Here is a 16,599-nt window from a genome sequence, read left to right as displayed (position 1 = left end):
TTAAAACCTCATCATTTGGATTCAGAACCTCCCAGTTTGATTTTGTTATGGGCCGCTTTTGATTTTACGCAGCTAATAGGCTATTTGGTGCTATTGCTGCTTTTACTTTGTTCAGCCTTGATTTCTGGGGCAGAGGTGGCTTTCTTTTCGCTAACTCCTGCCGATGTAATAACCGAAGACGGCAAGCGAAGTAAAACCCAGCAACTTGTGGTAAACTTATTAGATAAACCCAAGAAGCTGTTGGCTACTATCCTGGTGGCCAATAATTTTATTAACATAGCGGTGGTACTGCTATTTGATAATATTGCCGATGAAATTTTTGGTGGGATGAATACTGTATTTTACGGTATTAACTTTAAGTTTCTTATTGAGGTTGGGGTAGTTACCTTCATCATTCTTTTATTTGGTGAGATTTTACCGAAGGTATATGCAAGTCGTAATAACGTGGCGTTTTCCAATTTTATGGCACGTCCCTTAAACTTTCTTGACACCATCTTTACGCCTCTTAGTAGCCCAATGAGAGCAGTTACAATTTTTATGCACAACCGTCTTGGGAAGCAGCGTGCTTTTATAAGTGTAGACCATTTATCACAGGCTTTAGAACTTACTAGTGAAGAAGATACCACCCAGGAAGAGCAAAAAATATTACAAGGCATTGTTTCGTTTGGAAATACAGATACCAAGCAGGTAATGCGCCCAAGAATGGACATCTTTGCCTTAAATGAGAGTCAGGCTTATAAAGAAATTATTCCTGAAATTATAGATAGGGGGTATTCTAGAATTCCGGTTTACCGGGAAAATATAGATAATGTAATAGGTATTTTATATGTTAAAGATTTATTGCCATTTATCGATAAAAAGGACTTTGAGTGGACAGGCTTGTTACGGGAGCCTTATTTTGTTCCCGAGAATAAAAAGTTAGATGATTTACTTAACGATTTTAAAACTAAAAAGAATCACCTGGCAATTGTAGTAGACGAGTATGGTGGGACCAGTGGCTTGATTTCCCTGGAAGATATTATTGAAGAAATTGTTGGTGATATTAGCGATGAATTTGATGATGAAGACCTGGTGTACTCTAAATTAGATGAAAACACCTATGTTTTTGAAGGGAAAACCCCGTTAAAGGATTTTTACCGCATTGTGAAAATTGAGGATCCGGTGGCTTTTGAAGAGAGGAAGGGGGAAGCAGATACCCTTGCCGGTTTTTTATTGGAGACTTCAGGAGGTTTTCCGAAAAAGAATGATGTTATCTACTTTTTGAACTATAGTTTTACAGTAGAGGTTTTGGATAACAAACGGCTAAAACAAATAAAAGTAAATATCTCACCGGTAGAAGTTTAAAATATTTGAGGCTATGAAATATTGTGGGTTTTTCTTGTTGCTTTTGTTGTTTGCCGCTTGCGGTGAAGATGCAACAACACCAAAACCTCGTGCCTTTTTATCGCTAAATTATCCCGAGGCAAAATACGGGGCTGCACAACTTAACTGTCCCTATAATTTTGAAATTAATACCCTGGTGAAAATCAAAGACTCCCGAAACAATATTCCTTGTTGGATAGACCTGGAGTATAAAGAGCTTAACGGTACTATATTTATAACTTATCAGCGAATAAATAATAATCTGGATTCTTTGTTAGCAGATGCTCAGAAACTTCCTTTGCAGCATACTATCAAAGCCGATGCTATTGAAGGAGATGTTTATACAAATAAGCTTCGGGATGTTTATGGGATGTTTTATGAGGTTTCTGGAGATGCGGCTTCCCAGGCTCAATTTTATCTTACCGATAGTGTAAATCATTTTGTAACCGCTTCGGCTTACTTTAGGGCTAAACCCAATTACGATTCTATTATTCCCGCTGCAGATTACTTAAAAAAAGATATGAAACATATCATTGAAACTTTCAGTTGGGAAAATTTAACTTCAAATTCTAATTAATTCTTTCCGAAGAGCTTTTTTTGGTTTTAGCTTCTTGTACTTCTTTAAAAATCCGTTTGTTTCCTAATTTAGCTAAATTGCTATAAAAGATTGTACTAGGGATGTAGAAAACTGCATATAATTTTGTGCCGGGTTTTGCATTAAAATCATTTTAAAATTAGTTGTTGAATTTCTTTTTAGCTCTAAAGTAATACCGATTTTTGCAGCTTTAAAAATTTGGAAATATGCCTTTGGAAAAATTGAAATGGATTTACCTGGTTATACTTTCTCTTGTTTGGGGAAGTTCCTTTATTCTTATTAAAAAGGGACTTGTTGGTTTATCGGCCCTGGAAGTAGGTTCTTTTAGAATAATTTTTGCGGCGGTTTTTCTTTTGCTTATTGGGTTTAAATCAATGCTAAACATTAGAAAAAGACAGTGGAAATGGGTGCTGATATCGGGTATACTGGGAAATTTCTTTCCGGTTTATCTCTTTTCTTTTGCAGAGACCGAAATAGATAGTGCTATTGCTTCAATTTTAAATGCGGCCACTCCTTTAATGACACTTATTTTTGGGGCTTTATTTTTTAAGGCAGCATTCAATCAGAATAAAATTTTAGGAGTTGTAGTGGGGCTTCTAGGTACGGCAGGCTTAATTTTAAGTGGTGCCAGTATCAACCCAGACCAAAATTACCTTTATTCACTTTTGGTTATTGTGGCAGCATCTTGCTATGCTATGAATGTTAATATTTTGAAGACCCATATGAGTGATATTAGTCCGCTGGCAATCGCAGCGGGAAGTTTTGGCGTTTTACTATTGCCTGGTTTGTTAATTTTATATTATTCTGGATTCTTTGAACGTGAGCTATCTAATGATGTTTTACAGCAATCTATAGGTTATGTTGCTGTTTTGGGGGTGATTGGAACTGGGGTCGCTATGATAATTTTTAATAAACTGGTGCAAATATCAGATCCGGTATTCACCACTTCCGTTACTTATACGATACCAGTGGTTGCTTTAGGTTGGGGGATTTTAGACGGCGAAGTTTTTAGTGTCTGGCAATTATTTTCAGCTTTTGTAATCTTGATAGGAGTGTTTATTGTAAACCGATCTAAAAAAGTGTTCTCTAAGTTTAGAAAACAGGCAACTTAATTTAAATTTTTAATGTCGTTTGGTTTATTTGTTTTTATAATAATAAAAGGAAACCAGATAGTAGATATGAAAGATCAATAAAACTTCGAAGGCAGACATAAATTCACGATGCTCAACCGATTCGGGTAACTCCATAAAAGTATTAAAAAGGAAGAAGATATTAGCGAAAATTATTGCTGAAATTAGACATTTTAACCTAAGTTGATTAAAAATTTTTTCTTCATTTTTTTCTCTCGAGAATGAAAAAAATACGAGCGCTAACAAGAATAAGTATTTCCCAAGTGGCAGGAAAATATTTGGGTCCAGGTTCAGTTTTTCATTAAAGCTTATTATCGCAGAAATTAATGCCAGGGCAGTAATTGCAAAAGAGATAATCTTAAAATAAGGCGGTAAAAGATGTTTTTCGGTTTCAAATCTCATGAAATATAGTTTTAGAAAAAAAAGAACCGACCATCGCTGGCCGGTTCCCTCTAACATTAACAAAAATCACTATTCTTCAAAATCTTCAGCTGAAACTCCTTCGTTAACAAGGATTTCGGAAACATCAAATTCAAATGTTTGTGGGCCTGCAGCCTGAGTCATTTTAAAAGGGAATTTCACTCCTTTAACTTCCTGGTAATCGCTATATCCTGTAGGAATGGTCATGGTTTGCCCTGCTTGTGATACCGTTTGTACAGTTTGCATTTTTAAACCACTTTCTACGTTGTAGTAAGCTTTGTAGTTGTCGCTAAGTGCAACAACGTAAGCATCTTTACCTTCAACAGTTTCAATTCCTTCTAAAGTTGCGTCTCCAACCTTTAGTTCTGGAAATGGATTAGCATCTAATTTAGCAGTTTTAATTTGATCTTCATTGTAAGGGATTTTTTGACCCTGCGCCATTACAAATCCAGCTTCACCATCAAAAATCTGTTTGCTCATTACGTTACCGCCAACAGAAACTTCCTGGTTTAATTTACCATCCATAGTTCTTTTTAGACTTAGGTTTAGAGCCATTCCCTGTACACTGGCTTCGGCTTTCATAACTACACTTTCTACATCTTCCACAGCATCACGTCCCCCAATTGCTTCAATATAGTCTGCATAAATTTTTTCTACCGTTACCGATGCATCAACTTCTTTAGTTTGTGGTTTTTCAACTTCTTCGCCAAATTTGTTGTAGTATTTAACCGGAATTGTTTTTCCGTTAAATTCAACTTTTTCAAGATTTTCAGCAATTTCTGAAGCTTTGCCTGCCACAACAATTCTCATATTGTCGGTTTGATAATATTTGTTGGCTACACGTTGAATGTCTTCGGCGGTAACTGCATTTATATTTTCTAAAAAAGTTTCATAAAAATCATCTGAAAGATCGTTGGTTTTAATGTTAAGTGCATAATTGGCGATAGTAGAAGGTCTTTCTAGTCTTAAAACGAAGTCTCCTGCAAATTTGCTTTTAGCGTTTTCTAAAATTTTAGCGTCTACCGGTTCGGTCTTAATTCTTTTTATTTCCTTTAAAGATTCTACAATAGCACTATCGGTTACTGCGTTTCTAACACTTGCCTGTGCAACAAATCTAGAGGCATATTTATCGGCTCCGGTACTTGTTCTTGCACCATAGGTGTAGCCTTTGTCTTCCCGAAGGTTCATATTTAGGTAACTTCCAAAACTACCTCCTAGAATTTGGTTTGCCACCAATACCGGGAAATAATCTTCATCTGCCATTTTTAAATCTATGGTGTTTTGAAGCCTTAGTTCGCTTTGTACCGCGTTGGGCATATCTACCAGGTTGATTTGTGTATTGGCTACATTAGCTACCTTTGGTAATTCCTGTTCATTTGGGGTTCCGGCTTCCCAGTCTCCAAAATTTTTCTCGGCAAGTTTTTTAACTTCAGAAGTTTTTATATCTCCAACTACAACCAGATATGCGTTACCGGGTTTAAAGTAAGTGTTGTAGAAATTTTCGATATCTTCCAGGCTTACTTTTTCAGTATTTTCTACGGTAGCAAATTCACCGTAAGGGTGGTTAGCTCCATAAGCTAAGGCTGCACTAACCCTGCTGGCGATAGAACCTACATCTTTGTTGATAGACTTTAGACTTTCGATTTGTTTGGTTTTTTCGGCTTCAAACTCTTCCTGGGTAAATTTTGGCCTTAAAGCCCCTTCAGCCATAAGCTCCATAACCCTTGGGAAAAATTTAGAAAGTGAACGTGCAGAAGCATTTTCAGCCCCTAAACTTATACTGGCTCCCAAAAAGTCTATTTCTTCGTTAAAATCGTCTTTAGATATGTTTTGGGTACCCGTGCCCATTAAGGCAGAAACTAAAGATGAGGTGGCCGGTTTTTCTTCGGCGTGAGGTTTATTATCTATAATCAGGGATGCAGAAACACGTGGTAGTTTATTGTTTTCAACTACCAAAACTTTTAGCCCGTTTTGCAATACAAATTCATCTGGTTGCCCTAGATTAATCTTTGGTGCCGGTCCCGGTTCGGGTTGTTTAGAACGGTCTACCTGTGCTATTGCCGTGGTGGTCAAAAAACAGGCGATAAATAATGTGAGTATATTAAATTTCATTCTATTTATTTTTTATGTTATTCTTTTTCGCTTTCTGGAAGGTAGTCTAATTCTAGACGTTGATTTTCGTTAAGGTATTGGTTGGCTACTCTTTTGATGTCTTCTCTGGTAATATCCCTATAGATTTCAATCTCTTCATTAATTAGATCGGTGTTTCCATAAAGAACATTGTAAGTTGCTAATGAAGAAGCAATACCCGATATACTGCTGTTGGAGTTTACAAAGCGGTTCTCGAATTTGTTCTGAAGTTTTTGGTATTCTTTTTCAGAGATGAGTTCATTTTGAAGTTTATCAATTTCTTCATCCATGGAAGCAGCTAAAGTATCTAGCGGAGTTTCTCCTAAAGCAAGCGCACCCATCACATAGGTTCCATAATCTTCCTGAGATCTTGGGAAGGCTAAAACCTGTAAGGCAGTTTTCTCTTCGTCTACCATTTTCTTATACATTCTAGAGCTTCTTCCATCGGTAAGAATAGAGGAAATCATGTCTAGCACATAGGCGTCTCTGTCTTTCATGGAAGGGGTGCGGTAAACGAATAACTTTGCCGGAATTTGAATATTGCTATCATATTCGGTAGCAGTAATAGTTTCAGTAATAGGCTCTTCTTTAATCGAAACTCTTTCTACTTCATTCCCTTTGGGGATTTCAGCAAAATACTTTTCGATCATCTTTTTGGTTTCATTAATTTTTATATCGCCTGCAACAACTAAAGTGGCATTATTTGGGCCGTAATATTTATCGAAAAAAGCTTTGAATTCTTCGAGTTCAGCGGCATCCAGATCTTCCATAGTACCAATAATGGAGTTTTTGTAAGGATGCTTGTTAAACACATATTTGTTAATACCGGTAGAGTATATTATTTTTCCGTAAGGGGCATTATCAATACGTGAACGCTTTTCTTCTTTTACCACTTCATTTTGGGTTTCTACACCAATTTCGTTGATAACGGGATGCAGCATTCTTTCAGATTCCATCCATAAACCCAGTTCAAGGTTATTAGAGGGGAAAGTTTCATAATAGTACGTGCGGTCTTGTGTGGTGTTTGCATTGTTGCTGCCCCCATTTGCGGCAACAATATCAAACCATTTACCACGTTCAATGTTTTTGGTGCCTTCAAATAAAAGGTGTTCGAAAAAATGGGCGAAACCAGAGCGGCCTTCTTCTTCATCTTTTGCGCCAACGTGATACATTACTCCCACTGTAACTACCGGGGCAGTGTTATCCTGGTGTAAAATAACCTCTAATCCGTTATCGAGGTTGTATTCGGTAAATTCTACCTCCTGGGCAATTCCTGCTGCACTACAAGCTAGTGCAATGGCAGCCATTTTTAAATTTTTAATCATTTTTGAATAGGTTTTTATTAATGCGTTTGGTTAGTGTTTAAAGATGGTGAATTGTTACAATAAAAATAGAGAATAATGAGGAAAATATAAATTTTGTGCGAAAAGTGTCAAAATTAACAAGCTATTAAGTTAATAACCGATATATTTTTTCGAAATTTATAAATAAAAACATCTACCAGAGCTATGAAAAATTTTAGTATTCCAATTAAATACGGGCTTTTAATTTCAGTAGGGTTAATTGCTTATTTTTTGATATTATCGGTTTTCAATGCACACATCTATCCTTTATTGAGTTTATTTAACGGCGTGATAATGGCGTTGGGGATGTGGTTGGCATTAAAGGCCTACAGAGACGATAAAGGTACAAAGTTTAAGTATCAGAAAGGCTTTATGGCAAGCCTACTTACCGGATTTAACGCTACTATTGTTTTTACTGTTTTCTTTGCTTTTTATGCTACAGAGTTAAGTCCAGATTTTCTTGGTAACCTTATAAATATGTGGCGTACAGATTATGGAACAGATATAGGAATCGTCTTATTTGTGGTTGCAGTAATGGGCTTTGCAACCAGCCTGGTGCTTACCTTAGCTTATATGCAGTTGTTTAAAGATTCCTGGAATACCAAAGAAGGCCAACAGCATACCTATTAAATCTTTTTAGGCTTTGTGAATTAATTATTTAGAAGTATATTTGCACCCGCTTGTTAAAAGCCAAGCGAAATATAGCATAAATTAATTAATCATAACACTATGTATGCAATTGTAGAGATAGCAGGGCAGCAATTTAAAGTTGCGAAAGACCAAAAGGTGTTTGTTAACCGTCTAAGCGGAGAAGAAGGAGATAGCGTTTCTTTTGACAAAGTTCTTCTTACCGGAGACGGAGACAACATAAATCTAGGCGCCCCGGCTATAGATGGTGCTCTTGTAGGAGCAAAAATCACACGTCACCTTAAAGGAGACAAAGTTATTGTTTTCAAAAAGAAAAGACGTAAAGGTTACAAGAAGAAAAACGGTCATCGCCAGGCTTTAACCGAGATCGTAATTGAAAGCATCGATGTAAAAGGTGGAAAAAAAGCTGCTTCAGCTAAAAAAGAGGAAGCACCTAAAGAAACCAAATCTGATAAGAAATCGGAAGATTTAAGTCAGTACACCGTAGCTGAATTGAAAGAGATGGCTAAGGAGAAAGGTCTTGAAGGCTATTCTTCTATGAAGAAAGCTGAATTAATTGAAGCTTTAAGTTAACTATTAATCTACTTAAAACTAAAGTAAAATGGCACACAAAAAAGGAGTCGGTAGTTCTAAGAACGGTAGAGAGTCAGAATCGAAACGCTTAGGTGTAAAGATTTTTGGTGGTCAGGCTGCCGTGGCAGGAAACATCATTGTTAGACAAAGAGGAACTGCACATAACCCAGGTGAAAACGTATACGCAGGAAAAGATCATACTTTACACGCTAAAGTTGACGGACTTGTGAAATTCACTAAGAAAAAAGACAATAAATCTTACGTTTCTGTAGAACCGTTTGAAGCATAGAGTTTTGAAGCCTTCACAAAGGCAAAAAGGACTTTTAGAGTATATTGAAACCCCTTCCGAGCTTTGGAAGGGGTTTTTTTGTATCTTTAGGTAAAGCTTTAAGTTTCTAATTATGAGTTATATAGTTGTTTTTCGTACTTCCAGTCGGCACGAGCTTTCTATCCTCAAAAATCTTTTTGATGAGGAAGGAGTAGCTTATAGAACTTATGGAGAAGCTATTGATAGTGCGGCCAATATTGGCGGTTTAGGGAATGATGGAATGCGAATAGAAGTTGAGGAAGACGAAAGAACAAAAGCTACCGAAATTATTAAAAGAAGTGGCCTTTTAGATAATCCTTATACAGGTAAAACATTTCAGCAGATGTCACATTCTGAAAGAAGAAAGCCACAGGTGGGAAAATGGGTTTTTGTGCTGCTTGCGGCACTTGTAGTGCTTGTTGCTATTATTTTCTTTGTGTGGTTTATGAGTGGTAATTAAGAATGGCTTTTGCTAAAAATTTGCTCAGATTCTAAAATAAGTTCAGGATGACGTTTAATAAATAAAAAGACCTCACAGATTTACAAAATCTGTGAGGTCTAATTCTTAGAGAGATATTTTTAAAGAAATTTCCGCCTTAGTTTATGTTGAGTATAATTGAAGTGCGGAAATGACTCAATTAATATCTATAATATTCAGGCTTATAAGGACCTTCTACTTCAACACCAATATATTCGGCCTGGTCTTGTTTTAATTCGGTTAATTCTACTCCAATTCTCTCTAAATGAAGTTTAGCAACCTTTTCATCTAAATGTTTTGGTAGCATGTATACTTCATTTTTATACTTATCAGAGTTTTTCCAAAGCTCAATTTGTGCCAAAGTTTGGTTGGTAAACGAGTTACTCATTACAAAACTTGGGTGGCCGGTGGCGCAACCAAGGTTTACCAGTCGGCCTTCGGCTAAAAGAATAATATCTTTTCCGTTAATGGTGTATTTGTCCACCTGTGGCTTGATCTCGTCTTTAGTATCTCCGTGGTTATTATTTAACCAGGCAACATCAATTTCGTTATCAAAATGCCCAATATTACAAACAATGGTTTTGTCTTTCATCGCTTCAAAATGCTCACCTCTAACAATATCTTTGTTTCCGGTAGTGGTAATCACGATATCGGCTTTTGGAAGTACGGTCTCCAGCTTTTTAACTTCAAAACCATCCATAGCGGCTTGCAAAGCACAAATAGGATCTATTTCTGTAACGGTTACTATGGCTCCTGTTCCTTTAAAAGAAGCAGCAGTACCTTTACCAACATCGCCATAACCGCAAACAACTACGCGTTTTCCGGCAAGCATTACGTCGGTAGCACGGCGAATAGCGTCAACAGCACTTTCACGACATCCGTACTTATTGTCGAATTTAGATTTGGTAACCGAATCGTTTACATTAATGGCCGGCATTACCAAGGTCCCGTTCTTCATTCTTTCATAAAGTCTGTGAACCCCGGTAGTGGTTTCTTCTGAAAGCCCACGAATACCCTCTGCAAGCTCTGGGTATTTATCGAAAACCATATTGGTAAGGTCACCACCATCATCAAGAATCATATTTAGTGGCTCGCGTTCTTCACCAAAAAACAAGGTTTGTTCAATACACCAGTTAAACTCTTCCTCGGTCATCCCTTTCCAAGCATATACCGGAATTCCGGCAGCAGCAATTGCCGCAGCAGCGTGGTCTTGTGTAGAGAAAATATTACAAGAGCTCCAGGTAACATCGGCACCAAGCGAAACCAGGGTTTCAATAAGTACGGCAGTTTGCACAGTCATATGAAGACATCCTGCAATACGTGCTCCTTTTAGGGGTTGTTCGTTTTTATATTCTTCACGAAGTGCCATTAAGCCCGGCATTTCAGATTCGGCAAGTTCAATTTCTTTTCTTCCCCAATCAGCCAGGGAAATATCCTTAACTTTATAGGCAGTATACGGCACTGTTTTAGTCGACATATTATTATATTTGAATTAGCAATTTTTTTCAAGCACAAAAATAAGGAATCTTTAACAAACCTACATGCCACTTTACAAAACAATAACAGTAGATCCGCACACTAAAGTCTTCATTTGGAAGGTAGAAGAGTCTTTTGAAGATTTGAGTAAAGGAGTAGAGCTTACCGATCATTGTCAAAATCGCGTAGATGGAATGAAATCTGAAATCCATAGGAGGGGCTTTATGAGTATTCGTCATTTAATGGCACAAGCGGGTTACGTAGATCATGATCTTTTTTATGATAATTTGGGAAAACCGCATTTAAAAAATGGCAAGCATATATCTATTACGCATTCTTTTAATTTTACCGCTATTATTTTAAGCGATAAAAAGGTGGGGATAGATATTGAAAAAAGACGGGATAAAATTTTAAAAATAGCTAATAAATTTACTCCTTTAAGTGAATATCACACGGTGGCTAATGAAGAAGCTTTAATAAGAAAACTCACCATTGTTTGGGGAGCTAAAGAGTCTATTTATAAAATGCATGCCGAACCCGGACTTGGATTTTTGCAGCATATAAATGTTACCGATTTTGACTTTGATGATGCCGAGACCACGGCAAAAGTGAATTTTAAAGGAGAAGAATCTTTTTACGAAATGAAATTTCTGGAATTTGAAGGTTTTACCTGTGTGTATGGCTGGGGAGATTCTAAAAAAGGAGAAAATTAATGCCAAATTTTTATGCCGAAATTTCCCGGGCTTCAACTAAAGGGGAGAAATTGCTCGCTATTTTAATAGACCCCGATAAATTTAAAGAACCCGAAGCAGAAGCTTACTTAAAAAGAATTCCGAAAGAAACATCACATATTTTTGTAGGGGGTAGCAGTGTAGCAAAATGTAAAACCGAAAAAACGGTAAACTCGATAAAAAAACACACGAATCTTCCTGTAATTTTATTTCCGGGCGATTATTCCCAAATTACCGAAACCGCAGATGCACTCTTGTTTTTAAGTTTGCTTTCTGGAAGAAATCCTGAATATTTAATAGAACAACAAATAAAGTCGGTAAAAAACTTAAGAAACAGCTCATTGCAAATTATCCCAACAGCCTATATTTTAATAGATGGAGGTAAAGAGTGTGCAGTGCAGCGAATAAGTAAAACAAAGCCAATTCCCCAATTTCAGGTAGAAGCGATTGTGGATACCGCTTTGGCCGGAGAGTTTTCCGGAAAAAAACTGATTTACCTGGAAGCCGGTAGTGGTGCAGATTTTCCGGTTTCCGAAGAAATTATTTCCAAAGTAAAAAAGGCAATTTCCATCCCTTTAATTGTTGGTGGCGGGATTAGAAGTAGGGTACAACAAAATAGCGCCTATAAGGCTGGTGCTGATATGATTGTAATGGGAACGCAATTTGAAAAGTGAGTTTTATCCTGTAATGTAAAGCCATAGCTTCAAAAAAAGTTTTAGCTACGAATCCACTAATACTTTTTGATTTGAATAGGACCTTAATGGAGCCAAAATTAAATGCTCCTCCCATTTTTTCTAAGGGGAGCTGTGGTTTACGCTTTTTTAGCATAAAAGTCGGAGGGGTATTCCTGATAGCTATTGTTTTGGTTTTTAAGGTTTTGTTACCACCTATTTCGTTCTATAAAGCGAAATTCGTTCCCTTTCTTTGAAAGGTGATGAAGTAAAACTAAATTCTTCTAAATTGTAAGTTTAAGTAGCAACAATACTAATTTCAAATCTTTAAATTTGGCTTGCCTAGGCGAATATATTACATATTATTTGTGCATTCGTGGCCTAAAATAGATGACAATGAAAATTTCAGTAGAACTCACATTAAGTCCTTTACAGGAAGATTTTGAAACCAGGGTTATCAATTTCATTAAGAAATTGCGGGCTTCGGGCTTACAAATAAAAGAAAATCCTCTAAGCACCCAGGTTTACGGAGATTATGATGAGGTGATGAAGGTTTTGAATTCAGAAATTAAAGATGCCTTTGAAGCAATAGACCATGGTCTCATCCATATAAAAATTGTAAAATCTGATCTTAGCAACTATGCAGCCGATTTTTGATTTTTTCTTTGATCAATATTATGGATATCCCACCTTATTTATAATACTGGAAGCCATTGCGGTAGTCTTCGGCTTTCTTTCGGTAATTTATTCAAAACAAAACAATATTTTGGTTTATCCTACCGGGATTATAAGCACCATGATATTTGTTTATCTACTTTGGCAATGGGAATTGCTGGGCGATATGATGATAAATGCTTATTATTTCTCTATGAGTATTTATGGTTGGTATATTTGGACACGGAAAGTAGATGCCGAGCATTTTACGCCTATTACCAATACTACCCAAAGAGAAAATTGGCAAAGCTTGTTTATTTTTATTGCTACCCTGCTTTTTGTGTTTGCTGTCTATGAATATTTTGATAAATGGACCAATTGGACGGCTTATGTAGATACTTTTACCACGGCAATTTTCTTTGTAGGTATGTGGCTAATGGCCAAAAGAAAAGTTGAAAACTGGATTTTTTGGATTATTGGAGATGTAATCTCGGTACCTCTCTATTTTTATAAAGGCCTTACCTTAACGGCCCTTCAATATTTTGTATTCACTATAATCGCTATTTACGGCTATAAAGCATGGCAGAAAAACTTGCGCAACGACCTTCGTCCGTCATAAAAGTAGTTCTTTTTGGACCCGAATCTACCGGAAAAACCAGCCTGGCAGAAATGCTGGCTAATCATTATCATACCGTTTGGGTAGAAGAGTTTATGAGGGAATATCTTCAGGAAAAATGGGATAAGGAAAAGAAGGTTTGTGAACCTAAAGATTTAATCCCTATTGCAGAAGGCCAAATGAAACGTGAAAATACGCTTACCGAAAAAGCTAATAAATTGCTAATTAGTGATACCAACCTTTTAGAGCTAAAAGTCTATTCAGAGGCTTATTACGATGGTTTTTGCGATTCGCAACTTCTTAAACATGCGTTAAACAACCAATACCATCTGTACTTTTTAACGTATATTGACGTTCCCTGGACACCAGATGATCTTCGGGATAAACCTGACGATAGAATAGGTATGTTCAAACGCTTTGAGAAAGAGCTCAAAAATCATCAAAAGCCTTACGTAGTTTTAAAGGGCGATCTTATAGATCGTTTTAATGTAGCTATAGAGGAAATAGACAAACTTTTAAAAGATAAATAGACGTGGAGTTTAGCGAAATAGATATTTTGCAAATTGAAGAAAAAGGCCTTTCAACCCAGGAGGTTGAAAGACAAATTCAAATATTTGAAAGAGGAAATATAAAAGTTGATATACAACAGGCAGCAACCCCTGGTAACGGGATTTTTGTTTATAGTGTTGAAAGGCAAAAGGAATTTATAAAGACTTTTGAAAACAGGAAACAACAACTTAAGCTGCTGAAATTCGTTCCTGCATCTGGTGCAGCAACAAGAATGTTTAAGGCACTACATAATTTTGTAGATGAGTTTGAACCCGATAAAGAAGGCCTACGTGATTATTTAGATAGAAAAGAAAACAAAGGCCTGCAATTGTTTTTTGAGAAAATAGAGAAGCTTCCATTTTATGAAGAAGCCCTGAAAAAGGCAAATGATAATACCGAGAATTTTTCTAATAAAACCACCGATGAGCAACAAATCATTTTAGTTAAAACAATTTTGTTTAATTCGGGACTTGGGCTGAGTGACTGGCCAAAAGGTTTGGTTCCTTTTCATGCTTATAATGATTTTACTGCTACCGCCTTTGAGGAACATTTACATAGCTCGGCAAAATATCTTTCGGTAGATGGTGTAACTAAATTACATTTTACAGTTTCTGACGGGGATAAAGAAAAGTTTGAAAATGAATTTGAAAGAATAAAAGAAAGGGTAGAGGAAGCTACTAATACTAAATTTGAGATTTCCTATTCCTATCAGGATCCAAAAACCGATACTATAGCGGTAGATGAGAATAATGTAGCTTTTAGGGATGAAGATAACCGACTGTTTTTTAGACCGGGAGGGCATGGTGCCTTAATTGAAAATTTGCAACAGCAGGACGCCGATGTTCTTTTTATTAAAAACATAGATAATGTAGTGATTAATAAGAATATTCCTGAGGTTGTTGAGATGAAGAAAATGCTGGGCGGAAAACTTCTTAGCCTGCAAGATCAGATTTTTGACTATATGCGACTTTTAGATGCCGGAAATATTTCGGAAACTAAATTAGACGAAATAGCAGAGTTTTTGGAAAAAGAACTTTTTGTGAAAGTAACTTCTTCTTTTAACAAGTTTACAGGGGAGGAGAAAATGCAGTATTTATGTAAGAAACTAGACAGGCCTGTAAGGGTATGTGGAATGGTAAAAAATGAAGGTGAACCGGGAGGTGGCCCTTTTTTGGTTAAAAATGAAGATGGTGAAATTTCGTTGCAAATTATTGAAGGAGCACAAATAGACAAGGATAATGCAGAGCAATTGGAGATCCTTAATAATTCTACTCATTTTAATCCTGTAGACATTGCCTGTAGTCTTAAAAATTATAAAGGAGAAAGTTTTGAACTTCAGCAGTATGTAGATGATAATATGAGTTTTATTGCTCATAAAACCAAGGATGGAAAAGCCTTAAAAGCTTTAGAGAGACCTGGTTTGTGGAATGGTGGTATGGCATATTGGAATACGGTTTTTGTGGAGGTTCCTTTAGAAACTTTTAATCCTGTAAAAACAGTAGCCGATCTTTTAAAACCTTCTCACCAACCTAATTAATTTGTTTTGGATGAAGCGCAAATAACACGGGAACTCAGTTTTAAAGCCGTGAGAAGCTCAGGTTCCGGTGGCCAGCACGTAAATAAAACTTCTTCGAAGGTTGAACTTTATTTCAATGTGGAAACTTCTAAAGGACTTTTGGAAGAGGAGAAATTGCGCTTACAAAAGAAATTGGCTTCAAGACTTACTAAAGATCATCTTCTAATTTTGCATAGTGAAGAAAGCCGAAGTCAACATAAAAATAAGATAATTGTTATTGAAAAATTCTTTGATCTGTTGCGGGAAAATATAAAAAAACCTAAAGCTAGAAAGAAGACCAAGCCCGGAAAAGCGGCAAAATTAAAGCGCCTGAAAGCCAAGAAAATAAATGCCGAAAAGAAAGCTAGAAGAGGTGATCCATTAAAATAATGGGGATTATTTCTACACTTGTGTAGAAATAATCCCCTGTTTTTTTGTTTGTTGTGTGTAGAGATTTGGGAATTTTATTAACCAATGTATTTGTTTTCAGTTTATTAAGGGTTTGGGTGGTAAGTGGTATGATTTTTTATATCTCACTTATGCTAAATTAAAGTAAATATAGCAGCTTAAGATACTGTTGTATAATTTAGATTTTCGGAGAAAAAGAGGCCTAAGGGTCTCTTTTTTTTGTGGCTTACTTTTGGTAATCCACACTTCTACATAATGTTCTCTTAAAAGATGTGTTTTTCTACATAATATTTTGCTAATTCTAAACTCAGCGATGCTTTAATTTACTGATAATCAATATTTTAATTGAAAACATAAGGTTTTGGTATAATTATTCCTATATACTTTGCATAATATAACCACAAATCTAAAATTTTATCATTATGAAAAAGCTAGGATTAAGTTTAATGGCCGCAGGAGGAATGTTTTTATTTAGTCAAAATGTTCAGGCTCAGGTAGAAGATCCCGAAAAGATGGAGCAAATGGAAGATGTAGAAGAGGTACAGGAAGTTCAGGAGGATTATAAAAAAGTAGATGTACTGGTGCTTCCACAAGCAATTAAAGATGCAATAATGACTGACCTAAATGGAGCTGTTGCAGAAGAAGCCTGGGTAAAAGAAAAAGACGGGAAGCAAATATATAAGCTGTCGCTTAATGTAGATGGAGAAAAACAAAAGGCTTATATCGATAAAGACGGGAACTGGATAAAAAAAGAAGATAAATAGTTTTATCGGTTCAACTAACCACTAATCTTTGTTGATCTTATTTTGCCCTACCAAAAGGATCAACAGAGATTTTAATTTAACAACCGAATATTAAGAGAAACCAACTCTTTCGGTGCCAATTTTAGAGCAACAAAGTAATGAAAGGAAGAAAATCTTAAATGGTTAAAAAGCCTTAACGGCCTACTAACT

At 36.2% G+C, this 16,599-nt stretch carries 18 protein-coding genes; 15 read left to right on the top strand and 3 right to left on the bottom strand.

The window, feature by feature from the left end; genetic code table 11:
• Positions 1-15: 15 nt before the first annotated feature.
• The 3 genes from I6U49_RS10535 (at position 16) to I6U49_RS10525 (ending at position 3,069) form a co-directional block, all read left to right on the top strand.
• Entirely contained in the window at positions 16-1,344 is a 1,329-nt protein-coding gene (locus tag I6U49_RS10535; protein ID WP_198628638.1) for a gliding motility-associated protein GldE, read from the top strand.
• Between the two features lie 13 nt (positions 1,345-1,357).
• Entirely contained in the window at positions 1,358-1,939 is a 582-nt protein-coding gene (gene gldD, locus I6U49_RS10530) for a gliding motility lipoprotein GldD (protein ID WP_198628637.1), read from the top strand.
• 224 nt (positions 1,940-2,163) lie between these two features.
• Positions 2,164-3,069 (top strand): DMT family transporter, encoded by a 906-nt coding sequence (locus I6U49_RS10525; protein WP_198628636.1) that lies wholly within the window; start codon positions 2,164-2,166, stop codon positions 3,067-3,069.
• Between the two features lie 489 nt (positions 3,070-3,558).
• On the opposite strand, the gene I6U49_RS10520 is transcribed toward I6U49_RS10525, so the two are convergent.
• Together I6U49_RS10520 and I6U49_RS10515 are read right to left on the bottom strand one after the other, a co-directional pair.
• Complete coding sequence (locus I6U49_RS10520) at positions 3,559-5,619, bottom strand: M16 family metallopeptidase (RefSeq protein ID WP_198628635.1); 2,061 nt, start codon at positions 5,617-5,619, stop codon at positions 3,559-3,561.
• A 17-nt stretch (positions 5,620-5,636) separates the two neighbouring features.
• Positions 5,637-6,962 (bottom strand): M16 family metallopeptidase, encoded by a 1,326-nt coding sequence (locus I6U49_RS10515; protein ID WP_232804692.1) that lies wholly within the window; start codon positions 6,960-6,962, stop codon positions 5,637-5,639.
• Positions 6,963-7,145: 183 nt separating this feature from the next.
• Between I6U49_RS10515 and I6U49_RS10510 the strand changes: the two genes are divergently transcribed.
• From I6U49_RS10510 to I6U49_RS10495, 4 genes are all read left to right on the top strand, one after another.
• Positions 7,146-7,610 (top strand): DUF4199 domain-containing protein, encoded by a 465-nt coding sequence (locus I6U49_RS10510; protein ID WP_198628634.1) that lies wholly within the window; start codon positions 7,146-7,148, stop codon positions 7,608-7,610.
• A 99-nt stretch (positions 7,611-7,709) separates the two neighbouring features.
• On the top strand, positions 7,710-8,201 hold the full coding sequence (gene rplU, locus I6U49_RS10505; RefSeq protein WP_193711432.1) for a 50S ribosomal protein L21: 492 nt from the start codon (positions 7,710-7,712) through the stop codon (positions 8,199-8,201).
• 28 nt (positions 8,202-8,229) lie between these two features.
• Positions 8,230-8,490, top strand: coding sequence for a 50S ribosomal protein L27 (rpmA, locus tag I6U49_RS10500; protein ID WP_193711431.1), 261 nt, complete (start codon positions 8,230-8,232; stop codon positions 8,488-8,490).
• A gap of 112 nt (positions 8,491-8,602) precedes the next feature.
• Complete coding sequence (locus I6U49_RS10495; RefSeq protein WP_198628633.1) at positions 8,603-8,968, top strand: putative signal transducing protein; 366 nt, start codon at positions 8,603-8,605, stop codon at positions 8,966-8,968.
• 178 nt (positions 8,969-9,146) lie between these two features.
• On the opposite strand, the gene ahcY is transcribed toward I6U49_RS10495, so the two are convergent.
• A complete protein-coding gene (gene ahcY / locus I6U49_RS10490) occupies positions 9,147-10,463 on the bottom strand; it encodes an adenosylhomocysteinase (protein ID WP_193711429.1) in 1,317 nt (438 codons plus the stop codon).
• Between the two features lie 64 nt (positions 10,464-10,527).
• Between ahcY and I6U49_RS10485 the strand changes: the two genes are divergently transcribed.
• From I6U49_RS10485 to I6U49_RS10450, 8 genes are all read left to right on the top strand, one after another.
• Positions 10,528-11,175, top strand: a complete 648-nt coding sequence (locus tag I6U49_RS10485) for a 4'-phosphopantetheinyl transferase family protein (RefSeq protein ID WP_193711428.1) — start codon at positions 10,528-10,530, stop codon at positions 11,173-11,175.
• Complete coding sequence (locus I6U49_RS10480) at positions 11,175-11,867, top strand: phosphoglycerol geranylgeranyltransferase (RefSeq protein ID WP_198628632.1); 693 nt, start codon at positions 11,175-11,177, stop codon at positions 11,865-11,867. The genes I6U49_RS10485 and I6U49_RS10480 overlap by 1 nt, the downstream gene beginning before the upstream one ends.
• Positions 11,868-12,260: 393 nt before the next feature.
• Positions 12,261-12,521: a YkoF family thiamine/hydroxymethylpyrimidine-binding protein gene (locus I6U49_RS10475; RefSeq protein WP_198628631.1), complete on the top strand. Its 261-nt coding sequence runs from the start codon at positions 12,261-12,263 to the stop codon at positions 12,519-12,521.
• Positions 12,505-13,137: a nicotinamide riboside transporter PnuC gene (pnuC, locus tag I6U49_RS10470; RefSeq protein WP_198628630.1), complete on the top strand. Its 633-nt coding sequence runs from the start codon at positions 12,505-12,507 to the stop codon at positions 13,135-13,137. Before I6U49_RS10475 ends, pnuC begins: the two co-directional genes overlap by 17 nt.
• A complete protein-coding gene (locus I6U49_RS10465; RefSeq protein WP_198628629.1) occupies positions 13,098-13,664 on the top strand; it encodes an AAA family ATPase in 567 nt (188 codons plus the stop codon). The genes pnuC and I6U49_RS10465 overlap by 40 nt, the downstream gene beginning before the upstream one ends.
• 2 nt (positions 13,665-13,666) lie before the next feature.
• Positions 13,667-15,220, top strand: coding sequence for a DUF4301 family protein (locus I6U49_RS10460; RefSeq protein WP_198628628.1), 1,554 nt, complete (start codon positions 13,667-13,669; stop codon positions 15,218-15,220).
• A 6-nt stretch (positions 15,221-15,226) separates the two neighbouring features.
• Positions 15,227-15,628: an alternative ribosome rescue aminoacyl-tRNA hydrolase ArfB gene (gene arfB / locus I6U49_RS10455; RefSeq protein ID WP_193711422.1), complete on the top strand. Its 402-nt coding sequence runs from the start codon at positions 15,227-15,229 to the stop codon at positions 15,626-15,628.
• A gap of 440 nt (positions 15,629-16,068) precedes the next feature.
• Positions 16,069-16,410 carry a hypothetical protein gene (locus I6U49_RS10450; protein WP_193711421.1) on the top strand — a complete coding sequence of 114 codons (342 nt, stop codon included), beginning with the start codon at positions 16,069-16,071 and terminating at the stop codon, positions 16,408-16,410.
• Positions 16,411-16,599: the final 189 nt, after the last annotated feature.

Origin of the sequence: Salegentibacter maritimus, assembly GCF_016236915.1 — a bacterium.
GTDB lineage: Bacteria > Bacteroidota > Bacteroidia > Flavobacteriales > Flavobacteriaceae > Salegentibacter > Salegentibacter maritimus.
The sequence above is the reverse complement of the archived record's forward strand: the minus strand, read 5'-3'. Positions and strand labels throughout refer to the sequence as shown.

Excerpts from the sequence above, each read along its gene's own strand:
- gldD (WP_198628637.1), top strand. The coding sequence starts at position 1,358 with ATGAAATATTGTGGGTTTTTCTTGTTGCTTTTGTTGTTTGCCGCTTGC.
- I6U49_RS10525 (WP_198628636.1), top strand. The coding sequence starts at position 2,164 with ATGCCTTTGGAAAAATTGAAATGGATTTACCTGGTTATACTTTCTCTT.
- I6U49_RS10520 (WP_198628635.1), bottom strand. The coding sequence starts at position 5,619 with ATGAAATTTAATATACTCACATTATTTATCGCCTGTTTTTTGACCACC.
- I6U49_RS10515 (WP_232804692.1), bottom strand. The coding sequence starts at position 6,962 with ATGATTAAAAATTTAAAAATGGCTGCCATTGCACTAGCTTGTAGTGCA.
- I6U49_RS10510 (WP_198628634.1), top strand. The coding sequence starts at position 7,146 with ATGAAAAATTTTAGTATTCCAATTAAATACGGGCTTTTAATTTCAGTA.
- rplU (WP_193711432.1), top strand. The coding sequence starts at position 7,710 with ATGTATGCAATTGTAGAGATAGCAGGGCAGCAATTTAAAGTTGCGAAA.
- rpmA (WP_193711431.1), top strand. The coding sequence starts at position 8,230 with ATGGCACACAAAAAAGGAGTCGGTAGTTCTAAGAACGGTAGAGAGTCA.
- I6U49_RS10495 (WP_198628633.1), top strand. The coding sequence starts at position 8,603 with ATGAGTTATATAGTTGTTTTTCGTACTTCCAGTCGGCACGAGCTTTCT.
- ahcY (WP_193711429.1), bottom strand. The coding sequence starts at position 10,463 with ATGTCGACTAAAACAGTGCCGTATACTGCCTATAAAGTTAAGGATATT.
- I6U49_RS10485 (WP_193711428.1), top strand. The coding sequence starts at position 10,528 with ATGCCACTTTACAAAACAATAACAGTAGATCCGCACACTAAAGTCTTC.
- I6U49_RS10480 (WP_198628632.1), top strand. The coding sequence starts at position 11,175 with ATGCCAAATTTTTATGCCGAAATTTCCCGGGCTTCAACTAAAGGGGAG.
- I6U49_RS10475 (WP_198628631.1), top strand. The coding sequence starts at position 12,261 with ATGAAAATTTCAGTAGAACTCACATTAAGTCCTTTACAGGAAGATTTT.
- pnuC (WP_198628630.1), top strand. The coding sequence starts at position 12,505 with ATGCAGCCGATTTTTGATTTTTTCTTTGATCAATATTATGGATATCCC.
- I6U49_RS10465 (WP_198628629.1), top strand. The coding sequence starts at position 13,098 with ATGGCAGAAAAACTTGCGCAACGACCTTCGTCCGTCATAAAAGTAGTT.
- I6U49_RS10450 (WP_193711421.1), top strand. The coding sequence starts at position 16,069 with ATGAAAAAGCTAGGATTAAGTTTAATGGCCGCAGGAGGAATGTTTTTA.